This window comes from Flavimarina sp. Hel_I_48, assembly GCF_000733945.1.
In the GTDB taxonomy this organism is placed as follows: Bacteria; Bacteroidota; Bacteroidia; order Flavobacteriales; family Flavobacteriaceae; genus Leeuwenhoekiella.
In genome coordinates this window covers 3213849-3232776 of the sequence record NZ_JPOL01000002.1, presented here as the reverse complement: position 1 = coordinate 3232776, position 18928 = coordinate 3213849, and the positions used below count along the sequence as shown (strand labels likewise).

Sequence of the window (18928 nt, the reverse complement as noted above, 5' to 3'; positions counted from 1 at the left end):
TAATATTTTCTTTTTCATTCAAAATCATAAGGTACGGGCTCTTCAAGTAATCGTGGGTTAAGGGCCACGTCACTCGTAGGGTATGGATACCTGAAATCGCTGGATTCTGGAGTGTACATTTCAGAAAAAACCTCATTGGTACCATCCGTGGAATACGTACCGCGCTCTTGATTACTTATAATATTAATGGCCATTTGGCGATCTATTCTTCCCAAATCAAACCAATAATCTCCTTCAATAGCAAATTCAATCCTTCTTTCATGCAAGATATCTTCGAGCGTAATGGATGGCCTATTACCTAATCCCGCACGTTGACGTACTGCGTTATAAGAACGTAGTGCCTGTGGATCGCTTGTACTTGAGCCTCCTGCAAGTATGGCCTCCGCATTAATAAGAAGCACATCTGCGTATCGCATAATATAGGTATTGTTACCAGCGGCCTGCTGCGCACTGTCGCCATTATTATCTGATGGAGTTCCCACTACATATTTTTTTATACCTGCCTGTGTATTCTGTGCATTGATGTCATCAGGTGCAGTGTAACCGCCGTCTGCCGCTCTTAAATTAGGATAAAAATCCCCGGCGAGCATAATAGTCGCCTTTCTGCGTTCATCACCCGTTTCATAAGCATTTTGTAGATCAATGGTGGGCCCTATAACGCCATACCCATCCCCTGTTCCGGTAATGGCAGAGCTTATTGCAAAAGAAGCCTGCATGGCATTACCCGCTCCATAACCTCCGGTAGAAGTCCATTGCAGTGCAAAAATAGATTCCTCATTATTATCATTGGCCGTGAGAAACAGATCGTTATAACTTTTAGAAGGGAGTTCTGGACCTCCATAGAGTTTAAACTCTCCACTATTTATGACCTCCTGCGACAATTGCCGCGCTTGATCGTACTCCCCTTGATACAAATGTACTTTGGCTTTCATTGCTTTGGCCGAACCGCTAGATACATGGGCATTCGCTTCATAATTTGCTCCTCGTATTTTTGAGTAGCAGTTATCTATGGCAAATTGCAGATCATTTTCTATAAAGGTATATATATCTTCCACCCTATTGGTAGGAATCTGTGGATCATACACATTTTCTAGATTGTCTGTAATAATGGGAACAGGTCCCCAAATTCTTAATAGGTAAAAATATGCAGTCGCACGCATTAAATGTGCTTCGCCCAAAGTGTTGTTGACCGCAGCTTCAGAAACATCCCCAGAAACGCGATCTGGTAAAAAATTAATTATAGCATTTGATTGTGCTACAACACCCCACAGCGAACTCCAACCATCTGACAATACGGTATTATCACCTGTAACGCTGAAATTATAATAGCTGACAACATCCCCCGAATACGTCCTGGCATTACCCGAAGTGAGTTCTGAAATAGACCAGAAAGCTTTGGTATTAAAGTTAAACCAGGGCGAATCATAAAGCGCGTTTGTATTTGCGACAAGTTCTTCTTCGCTAGAATAAAAATTATCCAGGGCAATACCGTCTTCTGGCGGCCGCTCCAGGAAATCTTCAGAGCATGAACTCATTATAGAAAAGGTTCCTACAACGAATAGTATAATCGTAGTTCTATTAATTCTCATATTTTTTCTTTTAAAATTCAACATCTACACCAAAGGTAAAAGTTCGTGATATGGGGTATCTCCCCAAGTCTACCCCCATTTGCAGCGCATCGCCATTGTAGGCCCCAATATCTGGATCATAACCGCTATAATCTGTAAAGGTGTATAAGTTCTGAATGGTGCCATAGATTTTTAGGTTGGAAACATTGAACTTATCGAGAACTGTACTTGGGAAATTATAGCCCAAGCTAACGTTTTGGATCCTTACATAAGAACCATCTTCTACGTAACGGTCTGACACAAATAAATTTTGGTTGTCATCCCCACGCCGTGGCCTCGGATACTCCGCATCTATATTTGTTGCAGTATAGTAATCCTGAGCCTCTTGCAGTTGATTGGTATAAAGTCTGGCAAGCCCTGTGGTTTCCTTTCTGGTAAGATTTAAAAGGTCATTACCGTAAGAGCCTTGCAAAAAGACACTTAAATCAAAGTTTTTGTAGCTAAAATTATTGGTGAAACCAAAGGTAAAATCAGGATGTGGACTACCAATATACGTTCGGTCCTGCTCATTGATCACACCATCTTCATTCACATCTACATATTGAATATCACCTAAATCATTATCTCCTTGCTCCTCAGAAAAAGGAATTCCAAATTGTATGGGCGCATCAGCAATCTGGTCAAGGCTGGTAAAGAGTCCCTTAACTTTATAACCATAATATTTACCCAATGCTTCCCCCTGTACAGTTCTTGTAATGGGTGAAGTTAAAAATCCTGATGTTAATGTACGTATCACTTCCAGGCTTTCCTGATATAAGGCAGTCACCTCATTTTGATAATGGGAAACATTCAAGTTGGTAGACCAAGAGAAATCTTTCGTTTTCAACGTTGAATATCCTATGGAAACATCGATCCCTTTATTCTGCATTTCCCCAAGATTCACGTAGGGAGCACTTATACCGCCAAGATAATTGGGTCCACCAGTAAGATAAGTGGGTAAGGGCAGCTGGTACAAAAAGTCTTTTGATATCTTATTATAGACCTCAACGGTAGCATTAAGTCTATTGTCAAACATCGTAAAATCTATCCCTAAGTTAGTCTGTCTGGTTTCTTCCCACTTTAAATCAGGGTTGGGAATATTGTTCACTAAATAACCAAGGCCAACCCCTGTTTGTGTATCCGATAAACTGGAACCGTAAAGGTAATTGGGAATATCCTGATTACCCACGACACCATAACCCGCTTTAAGGCGAATATTATCTACCGTTTCATTTATTCCTTCCATCCATGGTTCCTTAAATAGTTTCCAGGAGGCTGCAAAAGAGGGGAAATATCCCCATTTATTATCTCCCAATGCGTCAAATTTAGAAGAACCATCAGCACGTACGGTAGCCGTTAGGCCATATTTTTCTTTAAAAGAATAGATCGCACGAGCATAATAAGAGCTCAGCGATGCACTGCCTTTATAGGAATCATAACTGGTTATACCACTTGCATTATTTAAGGTTTGTATATTATTGTTTACAAAACCTGTTCCAACTACCTGTGTACCGTCCCAACGAGATTCCTGCGCTTCCTGGCCCAGCAATAAGTTTATATTATGACCAGACTCAAAATTATGATTATAGCTCAAATAGTTTTTAATGATCCAAAACTGGCTGCTTGCCCTTTTTTCTAATAAAGTGGCATTTTCATTTACAAATCGGCCAAATTGATACGTAGGCGTAAACAGCTTATTTTTTACATATTCCAGATTTCCACCTATTTCGTTTCTAAAGGTGAAACCTTCGGCCAGTTGAAATTCTGAGAAAAAATTCCCCAGAACATTATCTTTTTGCAGTTCGTTGGTCTGGCTCAGTGCAAGACCTACGGGGTTTATACTACCCTCCACCGCTTCGGGATCATCTGGTGGGCCGGCAAAACTCCCATCGGGATTTCTCACTGCCACATCAGGGGCTTGCAAAAGCCCAAGGCTTACAATCCCATCCCGGCTTCCATTGAGTGTGATATCTTCATTGGTCCTACCCGCTGTAATATTGGCACCCACTTTTAACCAGCTGTTCAATTGGGCGTCTATATTTGTACGAATGGTATAACGCTCAAAACCAGAGCCTATAACAATGCCTTCCTGATCAAGATAACTACCGGAGATCAAATAGTTTACTTTATCCGAACTTCCACTATAGGAAAGTTGATGACTTTTCATTAAAGCCTGCTGAAAAACTTCATCTTGCCAATCGGTACCTTTTCCCAGCAAAGAAAGATTGGAAAATTCCAACCGTGGGGCACTTCCATATTCTGCAGCAAGCGAATTCTGTAGCGTTGCATATGTACGCAAATCCATCACATCAAGAAGCTCCTGGGGTTCCTGTAAAGCAATATAAGTGCTGTAACGCAATGAACCTTTTTCGCCCTTGCTACCAGACTTGGTCTTGATGATAACAACTCCATTAGCTCCCCGCGAACCATAAATAGCGGTGGCTGAAGCATCTTTTAATATATCTACAGATTCTATATCACTGGGGTTGATACTCGCCAGTGGACTCGAACCCGTCTGCCCGCCACCATTAAAACTGGAAGCATCAGTGCGCCCACTAGAGCTTAGGTTACGAGAATCACCAGAAATAGGCACACCGTCTATAACATAAAGCGGCTCATTATTACCGGTTATTGAAGTAATACCCCTAATACGTACCGAAACGGCACTACCCGGTTTACCCGAATTCTGGCTTATTGTTACACCGGCAGCCCGGCCTTGCAGAAGCTGGTCTATACTTACCTGGGGTACATTTTCAATCTCCTCTGCACTTACACTGGATACTGATCCATTTACATCCTGGCGCTGCTGTACACCATAACCTATAAGTACAACTTCGTTAAGACTTTCTGCATTTTCTTCAAGACTTACGTCTATAATTGCTTTATCTCCCACGGTTTCTTCTTTATCTTTGAAACCTACATAGGTAAAAACGATAACGTTTGAGGAAGATCCGGTAATTTGGTAATTTCCATCAAAATCGGTTGCGGTGCCCTGGTTAGTCCCTTTAATAAAGACATTAACACCCAGCAACGGGCTGCCAGCAGCGTCTGTTACTGTACCCGATATTTCCTGTTGGGCCGTAGCCTGAAATGCTGTAAAAACGAGCAGCATAAGCAGAGAAAATGTATTCAAAAACGCGTTTTTAGACCGCTTTGAATACGTATGGTTTTTTTGCTCCATAAATAATAAGATAAATTTAGACATTAACATTAAATCGCCAAAAAATTGCATTATGATCATTAAAATCAATCAATTTTGCTAAAATAACAGCGACAAGGGGTTTTTTCAGTTTTCAAAAATATACGATTCTCCGCGTTATATCTAATAGCATTTTGTCATTTTCTTATCTTATTTTACAAAACGAACTAAAAACCGGCAAAAACGACCGTAAATCAGCCTAAAATAACAGTGTAGTCACAATCCAACTACAATACGCGTTTTATTCCCTCAAATTGCTCCCTGAATTCACTGGGTGTACAATTTTTGAGCTTTTTAAAAACTCGATTAAAGTTTGCAATATTATTAAAACCACACTTATACCCGATCTCACCGATGCTCAAATCGGTTTCGATGAGCCAGCGCGTAGCAAAACTGATACGGGTATCATTGAGGTATTCCACAAAGGTTTTGCCGGTTCGGCTTTTGATGAAGCGGTTAAAAGAAACCTGACTCATATTAACTAGCTGTGAAATTTCGTTTAAAGAAACCTTCCTGTTGTAGTTCTCCTGAATATATTCATAGATTACTTTTATTTTATCGCTATTTTCAAAATTTTTATTTTGTGAAATATACGATGAAAGCAAACGCTGGTTTCTTGAAATGGCCAGATCATGCAGTATGGAAATGAGTTCAAGAAAATAATCGATACTATCTATCTTTGATAGTCTCAAAATTCTAGACATCACATCATTAGTGGCCTTTTTAGAAAAAGCGATACCGTGATTAGACCTATTGAACATATCTTTAATCGGTTTAAAAATACGTCTTGAGAGCAATTTTTCATCAAATAGGTCGTCGTGAAATTGTATGGTAATCTCGTGAATCCTCGAGCATGTACAATTATGAAGCTCCCAACCGTGTACCAGATTAGGCCCTACCAGTACGAGTTCTAGATCTTCAATCTCCCCCAGACTATCCCCCACTACACGACGCACGCCCTTGCCATCTTTTATAAAATTGAGTTCGTACTCTGGATGAAAATGAATAGGAAAATCAAAATCATCCTTAACGCGGTCAAAAACCAAAAAACTATCTTCGGGAGCTAATTGCGTGATTTCCCTATGAATATCCTTATGCATAACTGTATAATTTATGAATTTAGTAAAAATCATATCATATTTTGACAAATTTCTATTAACAGAAACTTAACCATCGTGGTAATTTTGGATTTTGCTAATAAATGTCGCCCCAAAAAGCTAAATCAATTAGGATAGCTAATGCTTAGCCGCAATATACTAAAATCATCAGTTCGGTAATATGATTAAAACAGTTCACTTTGTATATTTTGTCTTTATAGCTTTAATCCTCACTTCTTGTGGAAGCAGCTTGAGTATTCCTATCCAGAATATTTCCCTTGCCGATTCACAAGCGAGTGTACAGACTAAATTATTGAAAGCTAAAATTGATTTTTTGGCAAAAAAAGGCATTTCCATTGGGCAACAGGATCCAACAGCGTATGGGATAGGCTGGAAAGCTTCATCTCAAAACAAGTACCGTAGTGACATGCATGATGTAATAGGCAAATATCCCGCTGTGCAGGGTTGGGATTTGGGTCATATTGAGTTGGGACATGACATTAATTTAGATACCGTTTCTTTTAACCTCATGCGGCACCAAATTATAGAAGCTCACAAACGCGGTGCAATCACTACATTAAGTTGGCACCTTGACAACCCACAAAGTGGTGGAAGCAGTTGGGATACCACCGCGGCGGTAAAAACAATAATGAAAGAGGGCCTTAACCGCTCTAAATATATTGATTGGGTAAGCAAACTTGCTGATTTCATAAAATCAATAAAAGATGAAAAAGGAAATGCGATCCCGCTTGTTTTCAGGGCCTACCACGAGATGAATGGCGGGTGGTTCTGGTGGGGAGCAGCCAGTTGCACCCCTGAAGAATATAAAGCGCTTTATCGCGATTTTGTACAACTTTTGGGCGATAATGACGTGCATAACCTACTTTACGCGTATTCACCCAATACGCTTAATAACCCTCAAGAATATGAGCGCTTTTATCCCGGCGATGCATTTGTTGATATTCTGGGTATGGATATTTATAATCATGGAGGTGATGCTGGTTTCGCCAAAAAACTACAACAGGATTTGAGCGTCGTTCGGCAATTTGCTGAAACCCACAATAAAGTACTTGCCCTTACCGAAACAGGAAATGTCGCCCCTGGAAACCCAAAGTGGTGGACGCAAATTCTCTATCCCGGGATCAAGGATACCGGGATCGCCTGGGTTTTATTTTGGCGCAACGCGCGTAAAGACCATTATTTTGGCATTTACCCCAAAGAGGCTTCCGCAACCGATTTTAAAGCATTTGCTAAAAGGGAGGATATCTTATTTCTGGAAGATATAGATCGTTATTCCTTTAAACCCAAAAATAAAATTTATTAAATGTTACAACCCCTCGATATCGCGATCATTTTGGCTTATCTCGTAGGTACGATCGTTATTGGTCTGGCCGTAAGTAAAAAAGCGCGCAAAAGTAAAGAAGATTACCTACTGGGTGGTAAAAGCCTGCCCTGGTATATGCTGGGTCTTTCTAACGCATCGGGGATGTTTGATATTTCGGGTACCATGTGGCTGGTGACGCTCACCTTTGTTTATGGTTTCAAGAGTATATGGATTCCCTGGCTATGGCCGGTTTTTAATCAAATATTTCTTATGATTTACCTTTCGGCCTGGCTGCGCCGTTCTAATGTGATGACCGGGGCAGAATGGATTTTATTCCGGTTTGGGTCTGGTCGCGGCGGTAGACGTTCGCATACCATCATTGTTGTTTTTGCGATTTTGAGCTGCCTGGGATTCCTCGCCTATGGCTTCATTGGCCTGGGTAAATTTGTTGAGATTTTCATCCCCTGGGAAATGGTTAATCCATACATCCCCTTTCATATTCCGGCGACTTACATTCCGCATTTTTATGGGATTATTTTCACCTTTTTCGCTGTTTTCTACTCTATTATTGGCGGTATGTCCGGCATCGTATGGACAGATTTGCTGCAATACACGATCATGACCGTTTCATCTATCGCTATCGCTGTAATCGCCTGGCAGGCGATGGGCACGCACACCTTAAATGTACCCGAAGGCTGGATGAATCCCTTTTTTGGCTGGAACCTCAATATGGACTGGACTGGTATTATTGACGAGGTGAACACAAAAATACTGTCTGATGGGTACAGCCTGTTTACCATATTCTTTATGCTCATGGTCTTCAAAGGTATTTTATCCAGTATTGCCGGCCCCGCGCCAAACTATGACATGCAGAAAATCCTTTCTACAAAATCACCCCAGGAGGCTTCTAAAATGAGCGGTTTTGCGAGTATTGCCCTCATGCCCACACGTTATCTTATGATAGGTGGTTTTACGGTGCTCGCACTGTTATTTTATGACCGTTTGGATTTACGTACCGCTGGTCTGCTTGATTTTGAGAAAATTCTCCCGGCAGCCATTCAACAGTTTGTTCCTGTAGGATTATTAGGGCTTTTGCTTGCAGGACTTCTGGCGGCTTTTATGTCCACATTTGCGGGAACGCTTAACGCGGCACAGGCCTATCTTGTTAACGATATTTATTTAAAACATTACAATCCGCAGGCCTCGGCCAAGAAAGTACGGTTTATGAACTATGGCAGTGGTATCGCTGTGGTTTTAGTAAGTATCGTACTTGGCTTTTTTGTACAGGATGTGAACTCCATTTTGCAATGGATCGTTTCTGCGCTCTACGGCAGCTACGTGATTTCAAACGTGCTTAAGTGGCACTGGTGGCGCTTTAACGGCGCAGGCTATTTCTGGGGAATGCTTTCGGGCATCATTCCAGCGCTGGTTTTTCCTATATTTACCGATACGCTAGACTTGTATTATTTTCCGGTAATTCTTTTAATTTCACTCATAGGATCGCTTGTGGGAACTTACAGTGCGCCGCCCACAGAAGAAGACGTACTCATTCATTTTTATAAAAAGACCCATCCCTGGGGCGCCTGGAAACCTATTTATGAAAAAATCATTCAAAAAGAACCCGGTTTTCAGCGAAATACCGCCTTTAAAAGAGATATGTTTAATGTAGTAATTGGAGTGATAGGCCAGACTTTACTGGTAGTTATCCCACTTTATATTATTCTACATGAACATATACCCATGCTTGTTTCACTTGTGCTTCTTGCCATCTGTATAGTGATTCTCAAGAAAAACTGGTGGGATAAAATGAACGAAGAACCCAATTATAATTCATAAGCATCCAAAAAATGAACGCTAGCGAAACCAAAAAATCTCCAGAAACGATCCTTAATTACAATAAACTGGTCAAAAACCACCAAAAACTCATTAATTCGCCCAATAATCCGGTTGCAGAAAACAACGGCATCTTTCAACGTTATGAAAATCCAGTGCTTACCGCAGCGCACGCACCCATACACTGGCGTTATGACTTAAATCCTAAAACTAATCCGCTAGGGTTAGAGCGCATAGGAATCAACGCTACATTTAATCCGGGAGCAATAAAATGGGGCGAAAATTACGTATTGGTCGTTCGTGTGGAAGGCAATGACCGAAAATCGTTTTTCGCTATCGCGGAAAGTCCCAATGGTGTGGATCAATTTCAGTTTTGGGACAAACCTATACAGCTCCCTCAGACCGAAGAACCGGACACTAATGTTTATGACATGCGTCTTACCCGTCACGAAGACGGTTGGATTTATGGTATTTTTTGCACCGAAAGGAAAGATCCCAACGCCCCCGCCGGCGACACCAGCCAGGCTGTTGCCAATGCCGGGATCGCCCGTACCAAAGATCTGGTCAACTGGGAGCGCCTGCCCGATCTCAAAAGCTATACCGGCCAGCAGCGCAATGTGGTATTGCACCCAGAATTTGTAGAGGGCAAATATGCTGTTTATACGCGTCCGCAGGATGGTTTTATAAATGTGGGCACAGGTGGAGGTATCGGTTTGGGCTACATCAAAAACATGGAAAATCCCATCGTTCTTGATGAAAAAATCATAAACAACAAAGCTTACCACACCGTTTACGAGCTTAAAAATGGCCAGGGCCCCTCACCTATTAAAACCAGAGAAGGATGGTTACATCTAGCGCATGGAGTGCGCAATACCGCCGGTGGCCTGCGCTATACGTTATATATGTTTATGACCGCGCTAGATGATATTGCCAAAGTTATCCATCAGCCTGCGGGTTACTTTATGGCGCCTACTTACAAAGAAACGGTGGGCGATGTTCCCAACGTGCTTTTTGTAAATGGCTGGATCGAAGATCAGGGGAAAGTTTATATCTACTATGCCTCTTCAGACACCCGTTGCCATGTCGCGGTTAGTACGGTGGAAAAATTGATTGATTACGTTAAAAATACTCCGGAAGATACGTTTACCTCAGCCGGTTCGGTAAGCAGTATAATCAATTTGATCAACAATAATAAAGGTTTGTATTAATGCATCAAGAGCACTCCCTGTTTCCTGAACACTTTTATACCGAATTAAAAAAGGAATTACAATCCATAACCGATTACTGGATCACGTACAGCGTAGATGAAAAACGAAGCGGATTTGTAGGGCAGCGCGATCACGAGAATAACCTTGTTCCAGAGGCCAATAAAGGTATTATCCTGAATACCCGTATTTTATGGTCGTTTTCTGCCATTGCGAAATTTTCTGGAGATACCAAAGCGCTCCAACTGGCCACGCGTGCTTTTAATTACCTCTATGATTTCTCTCGGGACAAAAAATATGGCGGTGTCTATTGGGAATTGAATGCTGAAGGAATTCCGGTGAACCGTAAAAAACAAGTCTATGCGCAGGCTTTTGCTATTTATGGTCTTTCTCAATATTATCTGATAACTCAAGAGGAAACTGCAAAAACCTGGGCAATTTCAATCTTTGAATTGCTGGAAAAACATGCCTTTGATAGGGAAAATGAAGGGTATATTGAAGCTTTTCAAGAAGACTGGTCTGTAGTGGAAGATATGCGCCTGAGCGAGAAAGATCAAAACGCGGAGAAGACGATGAACACGCACCTGCATGTACTGGAAGCCTATACCTTGTTTTATACTATATATCCCGATGCTAAAGTCAAAAAATCGCTGGAAAACTTAATTAATCTATTTTTAGATCGATTTTTGACTAAAAACGGCCATTTTCACCTGTTTTTTGATAAAAAATGGCAATTATTGAGCAGTACTATTTCGTATGGTCACGATATTGAAGCTGCCTGGTTGCTCATTGAAGCGGCCAAGGTCACAGAAAATGGCGAATTACTCCAAAAAACAGAGAAAATCGCCCTAATAGTGGCAAAAACCTTCCTGAAAGAGGGATATATTAGAGGAAATGGCGTTCTGAATGAATTGGATCAAACAAGTGGCAGACTTGACACAGACCGCCACTGGTGGCCACAGACCGAAGCCATGGTAGGGCTTCTATATGCTTATAAAATCAATCCTGACGAAATATATAAAAGTGCAATCATTGATATTTGGGATTTCACAAAAACCCATATCATCGATCATAAAAATGGGGAATGGTTTTTTAGAATAGATGAAAATAATCAAGCCTACACAAGTGAAGATAAACTGGGCATGTGGAAATGCCCGTATCATAACTCGCGAGCGCTGATTAGTTTACTTGACAGGTTTTAAATAATATAATTAATTTAAAGTTAGTACACTGTAAGAGATTAAAGCCAGTTATCACGATATGACTAGTGCCCCAGTTATGTCTAAGTAATGGAAATTATTTAAATCCCATTAAAAATGGGTTTATCTACTACATCCTTAAATCAACTTTTGCAGCCTGGATGTTTACTTTGCCTAATATTACAGTAAGGTAATTCGTCATTTCAAAAAATTGATTGACCCAAAATCAATTTTTTGATTCATGATCAAGAAATTGTTTAAAGAGCCGTCAATTTACAATTTAAAACGAATGGATTTTATTCTTAAATTCAATACTGCGGAATTTACTCACTGTAATTAAAACATAATCACACACACCAGATAAACACACAGATTTTAGTGCTGAAGTAAGACAATATAGTGACCTAAAATAGTCTTCTATTTGAGTATAAAACTTTAACCCAAAATTGTTAGGAAAATGTTCTTTTAGCACGCATGATCTTTGGTTTTGATCAAAAAATTTCTTTTAAAGTCAAACCAAATCATTGGACAGCTAAAGCATCGAATCTTAAATGCAACCTCGAGGTTGCATTAATGATTTGGAGTTGCGTATAGCTAACATATTATATCAAACAATATCAAATTAAACGAACCCCTAAAAACCAGAAAACCACGCAATCCGTGAGAATTGCGTGGTTATTGTGCCTTTTTAAGGGGCATTTAGTGACCTTGCCAGGATTCAAACCTGGCTCGCATTCCTCAATGTTTATAGGACTTCCCGATGTCAATGAGTCCAGGTAACCGAATAGCTACCGTTTTGAATAATATCAAATAATGTCATTTGATTTCCAATCTCAAAGTAAATTTAAGGTAAAAAAGGATTCATTCAAATCGGAATAAAAATTATGTTCCATTAATCTTTTTCTATTTTACCAGCCTGTATTACTAAATTAGAAACATATAAAATTTAATTACTCAATTACCCAAAACATCCTTAGGCGTTATTAATATTGGCTTTATGGTGGGTAGATAGCATAGAAATGTAATTATCCAAATCTACCCAATGATAATGGGTAATTGGTAATTAGAAAAAAGGTCAAAATTGAACGATAAACACTTGCTATAACTGGGCTGGGTAATTGGTAAATTGTTTTTTCGATTTTGGAAAATTCACTGCGGGTGAAAGAAAAAACTCAAATATTATAAAAGCGATAAGGTGTTGAAAGAAGTGAACAAATCTGGTATTTATTAGTATTTAAGCTATCATCAAAGTACAATCATGTATCATCAAGATCATTTTGAATCTATTACTGTTTTTTATAAAAAGATATTAAAAATTCCAAAGGACTAATACCAACTAAAAAAATCGGATGCTCTAATCCTGCTGTAGAAAGCTATTTAAATTTTAAGATCAAGGGATAAGCAAGAGGGTAACACTCTGGCGCGATGTTACATTAATTATCCCTTTGATATTTAAATAGTTATAAATATTAAAGCCTTTCAAGAATTATCGTTTTTAACGCAAAAACCGTTTCAGCCCAATATTACTGGGACATTTTTAACTTAAAATGGATTTTGATTTAAAGAGATACTTTTTTCTTTCACCAGCTATTTGTTTTGTATACAATTTTGCTAAGGGCATTTAATTTTTTCTACTCAAAAGCCAACCCTGAAAAAAAAATAAAAAGAACTGTTTTCTACCAAAAATCGAAAAATTTAAACAGAATGAGGAAAACCGTAAAAGGAGTGTTTTAGTATAATGTATTTTTAATTTTTTGAACCTATTGATTGAAAATATGGAGTTAATACAAAATAACCCTTATCGAATTGCAGGTATTCTTTCAAACGCAACGACAAAGGAACTTGAAAAGCAAAAAGGAAAAATCAAAGCCTACACAAAGGTTGGAAAAGAGATCAAATCAGACTTTGATTTTCAAATTCTGAGGAATATTAACAGAACTGAAGATACCGTAAAGAAAGCATTTTCAAATATTGAGCAAAATCAAGACAAAGTCAATTACTCTTTATTTTGGTTTTTAAATGCTAGTCCATTTGATAACACCGCTATTGAATATCTGAAAAATGGAGATGAAGAAAAAGCACTTGAAATTTGGGAAAAAGTAACCGCCAATAAGAATGTCAATGCCAAAAACTTCTCTGCATTAAACAATATAGGTACGTGCAAACTTTTAAGTAGGAATAAATTCGATATAAAAACAGGGATTGAAGCCAAAATCAAGCTAATCGAATCTGAATACTTTGAAAACTTTGTCCATTCTGTCGCAGATGAAACATTCACAATTAACAATCAAAAACAAACTGAAAAATTGATTGATGAATTGCTTAAACAATTCAAAAATCAATATGTAAGTTCAGAAATATTGCAATTGTTCAGCGGATGCAATGAAACCACGCAAAATTACCTTTCCAAAAAATTTACAGAAGAACCATTACACAAAATCGAAAGCCAAATTGAAAGTTGTAAAAAGAAACGAAAAGCAGATAAAGACAATGCTTATGAATTTGGTTTAAAGCTGTTCACAAACACAAAAGACGATTTATCCTTTCTAAAATCATTAATTGGCACTAATGACCTAAAATACAAGACAGCTGCAGACCAATTGGCAAATGAAATAATGCAATGTGGTATTGACTATTTCAATGAAAGCCAAGAAAAGAGTTCGAATGAAGATTACCTAACACAAGCCCAAGAACTCAGCAAACAAGCATTATCAATTGCGGTAGGGAAGTTAACAAAAGACAGGGCAAATGACAGTCTTGCAACTCTTGAAGAAATGAAAGACCGGGAGGTTAATCAGGCTATTGCATTATTACATTCTATTAAGTTAGCTTACGATAATGCTATTAGTAAAATTGAGGCTCAGGTATCTGCAATGAGAATGACTATGTCATACAATCAGTCCATCAATTATTCAAAAGTGGATAAAATGAAGGCGAGCTGCTTAAACTGGGATAAAGTAGTAGAAGTTATCAGTAATGGTATTAATATTAATAATGTTGAAGCCATTCAACGTTGCTCAAATCAAAGCAAAATTTCAGAATATAAAAACCTTGTAGATTTCTTATTAGCTAAACTCGGCCCGATTCAAATAAACCAAGTAAAACACCTATGCTATTGGAAAGATGTTCGGGCTGCTCAAGCATCGGCTACAGCGAAAAAAGTTGGTTCTACTATAAGTAGTGCAGCTGATAAAGGAGGATGTTACATTGCTACAATGGCTTATGGTGATTACGACCATCCACAAGTTCTGGAGTTAAGAAAATTCAGAGATGAATTTTTAAATAAAACAATAATTGGAAAAAGTTTTATCAAATTCTACTACATGTACTCTCCAAAACTAGTTGAAAAACTAGAGAACAAACAAGCAACCAACCTGATAATCCGGAAAGGATTAGATCAATTTATATATATATTCCACGATGTCATTAAGAAATGAAATAATACAAGGCTTAAAAAGTGAACTGAATAGTCAAGGGTTTCTATTATCACCAGATTTCACTATTAAAATGTTTTTAATTTCATACAGTGAAAAGATTATTGAATCAAAAGAAAATAGTCATATAGAATTTATAAAAATAAAAAATGACGTTATTCAAAGTTTTATAAATCACATAGAGTCATACAAATCATTTTTAAAAAGTCAAAATCATAATCACGAAATTCAAAAAATGAATGAAAATATTTTCATTGCATTAGATTATAACAGACAAGAAAATGATTACTTGAAAAATGATGTTTTAATTGAAATCATAGATTCTTTTAAATCAGAAATTAATACTAGAATTAGTGATAATAAACAGAAAACAGGTTGTTACGTAGCCACAATGGTTTATGGTGATTATGACCATCCACAAGTTTTGGAGTTGAGAAAATTCAGAGATGACTTTTTGAGCAAAACAAAATTAGGTCGAAACTTTATCAAGCTCTATTATAGGTATTCACCAGATTTGGTTGAAAGGCTGAAAAATAAACAAGGTATCAATCTTATAATCCGTAGAGGGCTAGACCAATTCATAAAAACAATCAGAAAATAATGAAGAAAATTTTACTCATATCACTCTTTTTCGGAACAACTAATCTTTTTGCTCAACAGCAACAAGATTCAACATTAGTTAAGGAAATACCAACGATAAAAAACAACGTATTTCAGCAACGGCAAGAGATTGATGCTTTGACTAAAAAGCTGAACAACCAAAATTATGTAATTGGAAAGCAAAGCCAGACTATTTCAGCTTTGCAGGAACAGAATAGTGGTCTAAATACTTCAATTGATAGTTTAAGTCAACTCATCCAAACAAACAGCCAAAATATTGTAACAAATTCTAAAGAGCTTGGAACTAAAATCCAAGAAACAGGACAAAAGGCAGATAACCAAATTGCCCAATTGGACAGTAGTGTAGAGCAAAATCGCTTGTATTGGATTATTGCCACTTTGGTAACGCTTCTTTTAGGCGGTTTGGTTTATTGGTTATTAGGCAAGCGCATTAAGTCAAGCAAGACAGATGTCGAAACTCAAATCAGAAATACCAAAGCTTCTTTTGAAGAAGAAAGCGTGAAATTGGATAGTAAACTAATGGAGGTTTTGGATACACAACTCAAATTAAAAGATTTAAGTCAATCAGGAAAACCAGAAAGCGAAGAAAAAGACCATTCGTTAGTACTAAAAGTTGCTGATGAAGTCACACGAATTTTGATGAACCTTGAAGTAATGGACAAAAACATAAAGGGTTACAAGCATCTTAAAAAATACTCTGAGTCAATTCTAGACAATCTTAAAGCCTATGGCTACGCAATACCAAAACTTATTGGACAGAACTATAATTCAGGGATGAATATGGTGGCAACAATGGAATTTGATGACAGTTTAGATGAAGGGAAGCAAATAATTAAAAGGATCATAAAACCACAAATCAACTACAACGGAAAAATGATTCAAGCAGCTAAAGTTATTGTGGCATTTAACGAATAAAAAACAGAAACTAAAAATGGCAAGATTAAAGATAGACTTCGGTATTGATTTAGGAACAACTAATTCTGCAATTGCAGTAATGGATGAAGGTAAAGTGAAAATGCACCGAACAGATACACAGCGAGACACAATGCCTTCTTGCATTATGGTAACTAAAAAAGGCTTTTTGCTTGGTGATAAAGCTTATGCTCAATTGTCTAAAGATAAAAAGAAAGCATTTAGTGACCTTGATTTTAAATCAAACATCTTTATTGAGTTCAAACGAACAATGGGTAATTCAGTAAAGTATAAAACTGATGACAAAATTGGCGTTGAACTGTCTTCTAAGCAACTTTCTGCTGAAGTATTGAAGACTTTGAAATCTTATGTGGATAATGAAAGTGTTAAATCCGCAATCATTACAATTCCTGCTGCATTTGAGATGAATCAAATCAATGCAACTAAAAAAGCTGCGGAGTTGGCAGGAATAGAATATGTAGAATTAGTCCAAGAGCCTTATGCAGCTGCAATTGCCTATGGTGTTGAGTCCGCAAATAAAAATGGTTTTTGGATAGTATTTGATTTTGGTGGAGGAACATTTGATTCTGCTTTGGTCAAAGTTTCAGACGGTATAATTAAAGTTATTGATACCGAAGGGGATAACTTTTTAGGTGGTAAAAATCTTGATGAAGCTATAGTTGACAATATATTTATTCCGTATCTGAAAGAGCGTTTTGCTATTGATTCAATAATTGAAAACCAGGAAAAATTCACTGCATTCAAAGAAATGTGGAAACCACTTGCAGAAGATGCCAAAAATCAATTATCGTACAAAGAAGAATATCCAATTCTTACCAATTTATACGATGAATACGGTGAAGATGATGAAGGTGAAGAATTTGAAATTGATTTAACTATCTCTAGGGAACAGCTTAAAGAAGTAATAGAACCGTTTGTTCAGAAAGCCATTGACTATTGCAAAGTACTTCTTAAACGAAATAACTTGGACGGCAACTCATTAGGAGAATTGATCCTTGTCGGTGGTCCTACACTGTCGCCAATTGTTAGAGATATGCTTGAGGCACAAATTAAAAAACCAAACACAAGCGTTGACCCTATGACTGTAGTTGCTAAAGGTGCGGCTATTTATGCTTCTACAATTAATAACACAATCGATGATGAAAATATAGATACTTCAAAGGTTCAGTTGCATATAGATTATGATTCGATGGTGGCAAGTGATGAAACCTTTGTTACAGTGAAAACTAAAGAAGCGGATAGAATAGTGTTTGCTGAAATAGCGAGAGATGATGATGCTTTCAAAAGTGAAAAGGTTCAGCTTAACAACATAGGCGAAGTCATCGAATTGCATTTAAAATCAGGTGAAAGAAATACTTTCACAATATTGCTTTACGATGAAAAAGGAAACAAATTAGAATGTGAACCCAAGAAGTTTTCAATACAACCTGATACAGCTCTCGGAGGAGCAACTTTAACCCACACAATTTGCATTGAGGTTTTTGATAAGAAGGCAGGCAAGAAATTATTGAAAGCTATTAAAGGTTTGGAAAAAGATAAAACTCTTCCTGCACAAGGTGTTTCCAACGGTTTGACAACAAGAAAGCAAATTCGTCCAGGAATGGATGATTTTATTGATATCCCAATTTATCAAGGAATCCCTGAAACCAAAGCAATTAGTAATAATCAAGTAACCACAGTTCGAATAACAGGAGATGATATCCCAAAACTTCTTCCTGAAGGTAGTATTGCTGATTTGACATTAAACTTTACAAAAGGCAGCGATTTTTCAGGAAAAATAAATTTCCTTGATATTGATTTTGAAATGCTCTTAGAAATTAATAGCAATGAGTCAGAAGTGACAAAAGAATGGCTTGCACAACAAATCAAGGAAACTGAAAATAATTTAAGAAATATTGACACTCCAAACAAGTCCGGATTAGAAAAGGAACTTGAAAAGGTTAAAAACGTCTTTGAAAGCAAGAACACAGAAGCTGGTCGCCTAGAAGCTCGTTCAGAACTTCAGAAAGTTGCCAGAGAAATTGAGCAAGTTGAAAAATTGAATGAATGGCCTAATCTAGAGGAAACTTTAAAAGAGGAATTTTACCGTCTTGAAAAAGCAAATAACGAGTTAGGAAATGAAAAAACGACCCAAGTGGTCAATCAATTCCGTTCGCAGTTAGATGAAGTTGTTCGGGCAAAAGATGTAAAGCTTGGAAATGGTCTTTTGGAAGAGATTAGTGGCTTTTTTATTCAATTAACCTTAATCTATCAATTAGTCGATTTTATAAGGCAACATAATAACAATTTTAATTCCTACAATTGGAAAGATAGTAGTATAGCGAGAACACTTTTAAACAAAGGATTAGAAATTATTAGTGAGAACCCCACAACAGACGAGTTGCATCCAATTGTTATTTCAGTTATTGATTATTTGGAAGAAGTTGATAAACCAGGAGAAAATGTATTTGGTGTTTAATTAAATAAAAAGTTTGAT

At 37.7% G+C, this 18928-nt stretch carries 11 protein-coding genes; 8 read left to right on the top strand and 3 right to left on the bottom strand.

The genetic code is table 11. The annotated features are described in order from the left end of the window. Positions 1-14 precede the first annotated feature (14 nt). From P162_RS14035 to P162_RS14025, 3 genes are all read right to left on the bottom strand, one after another. Positions 15-1589 carry a RagB/SusD family nutrient uptake outer membrane protein gene (locus P162_RS14035; protein ID WP_031428263.1) on the bottom strand — a complete coding sequence of 525 codons (1575 nt, stop codon included), beginning with the start codon at positions 1587-1589 and terminating at the stop codon, positions 15-17. Positions 1590-1599: 10 nt separating this feature from the next. Further along, the gene (locus P162_RS14030; RefSeq protein WP_035917401.1) at positions 1600-4740 is read right to left on the bottom strand and encodes a SusC/RagA family TonB-linked outer membrane protein; all 3141 of its coding nucleotides are present in this window, start codon (positions 4738-4740) and stop codon (positions 1600-1602) included. A 293-nt stretch (positions 4741-5033) separates the two neighbouring features. Further along, positions 5034-5906, bottom strand: coding sequence for a helix-turn-helix domain-containing protein (locus tag P162_RS14025; protein WP_031428260.1), 873 nt, complete (start codon positions 5904-5906; stop codon positions 5034-5036). A gap of 178 nt (positions 5907-6084) precedes the next feature. Between P162_RS14025 and P162_RS14020 the strand changes: the two genes are divergently transcribed. The 8 genes from P162_RS14020 (at position 6085) to P162_RS13985 (ending at position 18910) form a co-directional block, all read left to right on the top strand. Beyond that, entirely contained in the window at positions 6085-7227 is a 1143-nt protein-coding gene (locus P162_RS14020; RefSeq protein ID WP_051907903.1) for a glycoside hydrolase family 26 protein, read from the top strand. Next, positions 7228-9063, top strand: coding sequence for a sodium:solute symporter family protein (locus P162_RS14015; protein ID WP_031428257.1), 1836 nt, complete (start codon positions 7228-7230; stop codon positions 9061-9063). It begins immediately after the preceding gene. A gap of 11 nt (positions 9064-9074) precedes the next feature. Continuing rightward, positions 9075-10268, top strand: a complete 1194-nt coding sequence (locus tag P162_RS14010; RefSeq protein ID WP_051907901.1) for a glycosidase — start codon at positions 9075-9077, stop codon at positions 10266-10268. Further along, positions 10268-11467 (top strand): AGE family epimerase/isomerase, encoded by a 1200-nt coding sequence (locus P162_RS14005; RefSeq protein ID WP_051907899.1) that lies wholly within the window; start codon positions 10268-10270, stop codon positions 11465-11467. The genes P162_RS14010 and P162_RS14005 overlap by 1 nt, the downstream gene beginning before the upstream one ends. Positions 11468-13239: 1772 nt before the next feature. After that, positions 13240-14901, top strand: a complete 1662-nt coding sequence (locus P162_RS14000; protein WP_031428251.1) for a CFI-box-CTERM domain-containing protein — start codon at positions 13240-13242, stop codon at positions 14899-14901. Continuing rightward, complete coding sequence (locus P162_RS13995) at positions 14885-15499, top strand: CFI-box-CTERM domain-containing protein (protein ID WP_031428250.1); 615 nt, start codon at positions 14885-14887, stop codon at positions 15497-15499. Before P162_RS14000 ends, P162_RS13995 begins: the two co-directional genes overlap by 17 nt. Then, positions 15499-16434 carry a hypothetical protein gene (locus tag P162_RS13990; protein ID WP_031428248.1) on the top strand — a complete coding sequence of 312 codons (936 nt, stop codon included), beginning with the start codon at positions 15499-15501 and terminating at the stop codon, positions 16432-16434. Before P162_RS13995 ends, P162_RS13990 begins: the two co-directional genes overlap by 1 nt. A 16-nt stretch (positions 16435-16450) precedes the next feature. Next, positions 16451-18910, top strand: a complete 2460-nt coding sequence (locus P162_RS13985) for an Hsp70 family protein (protein ID WP_031428245.1) — start codon at positions 16451-16453, stop codon at positions 18908-18910. Positions 18911-18928: the final 18 nt, after the last annotated feature.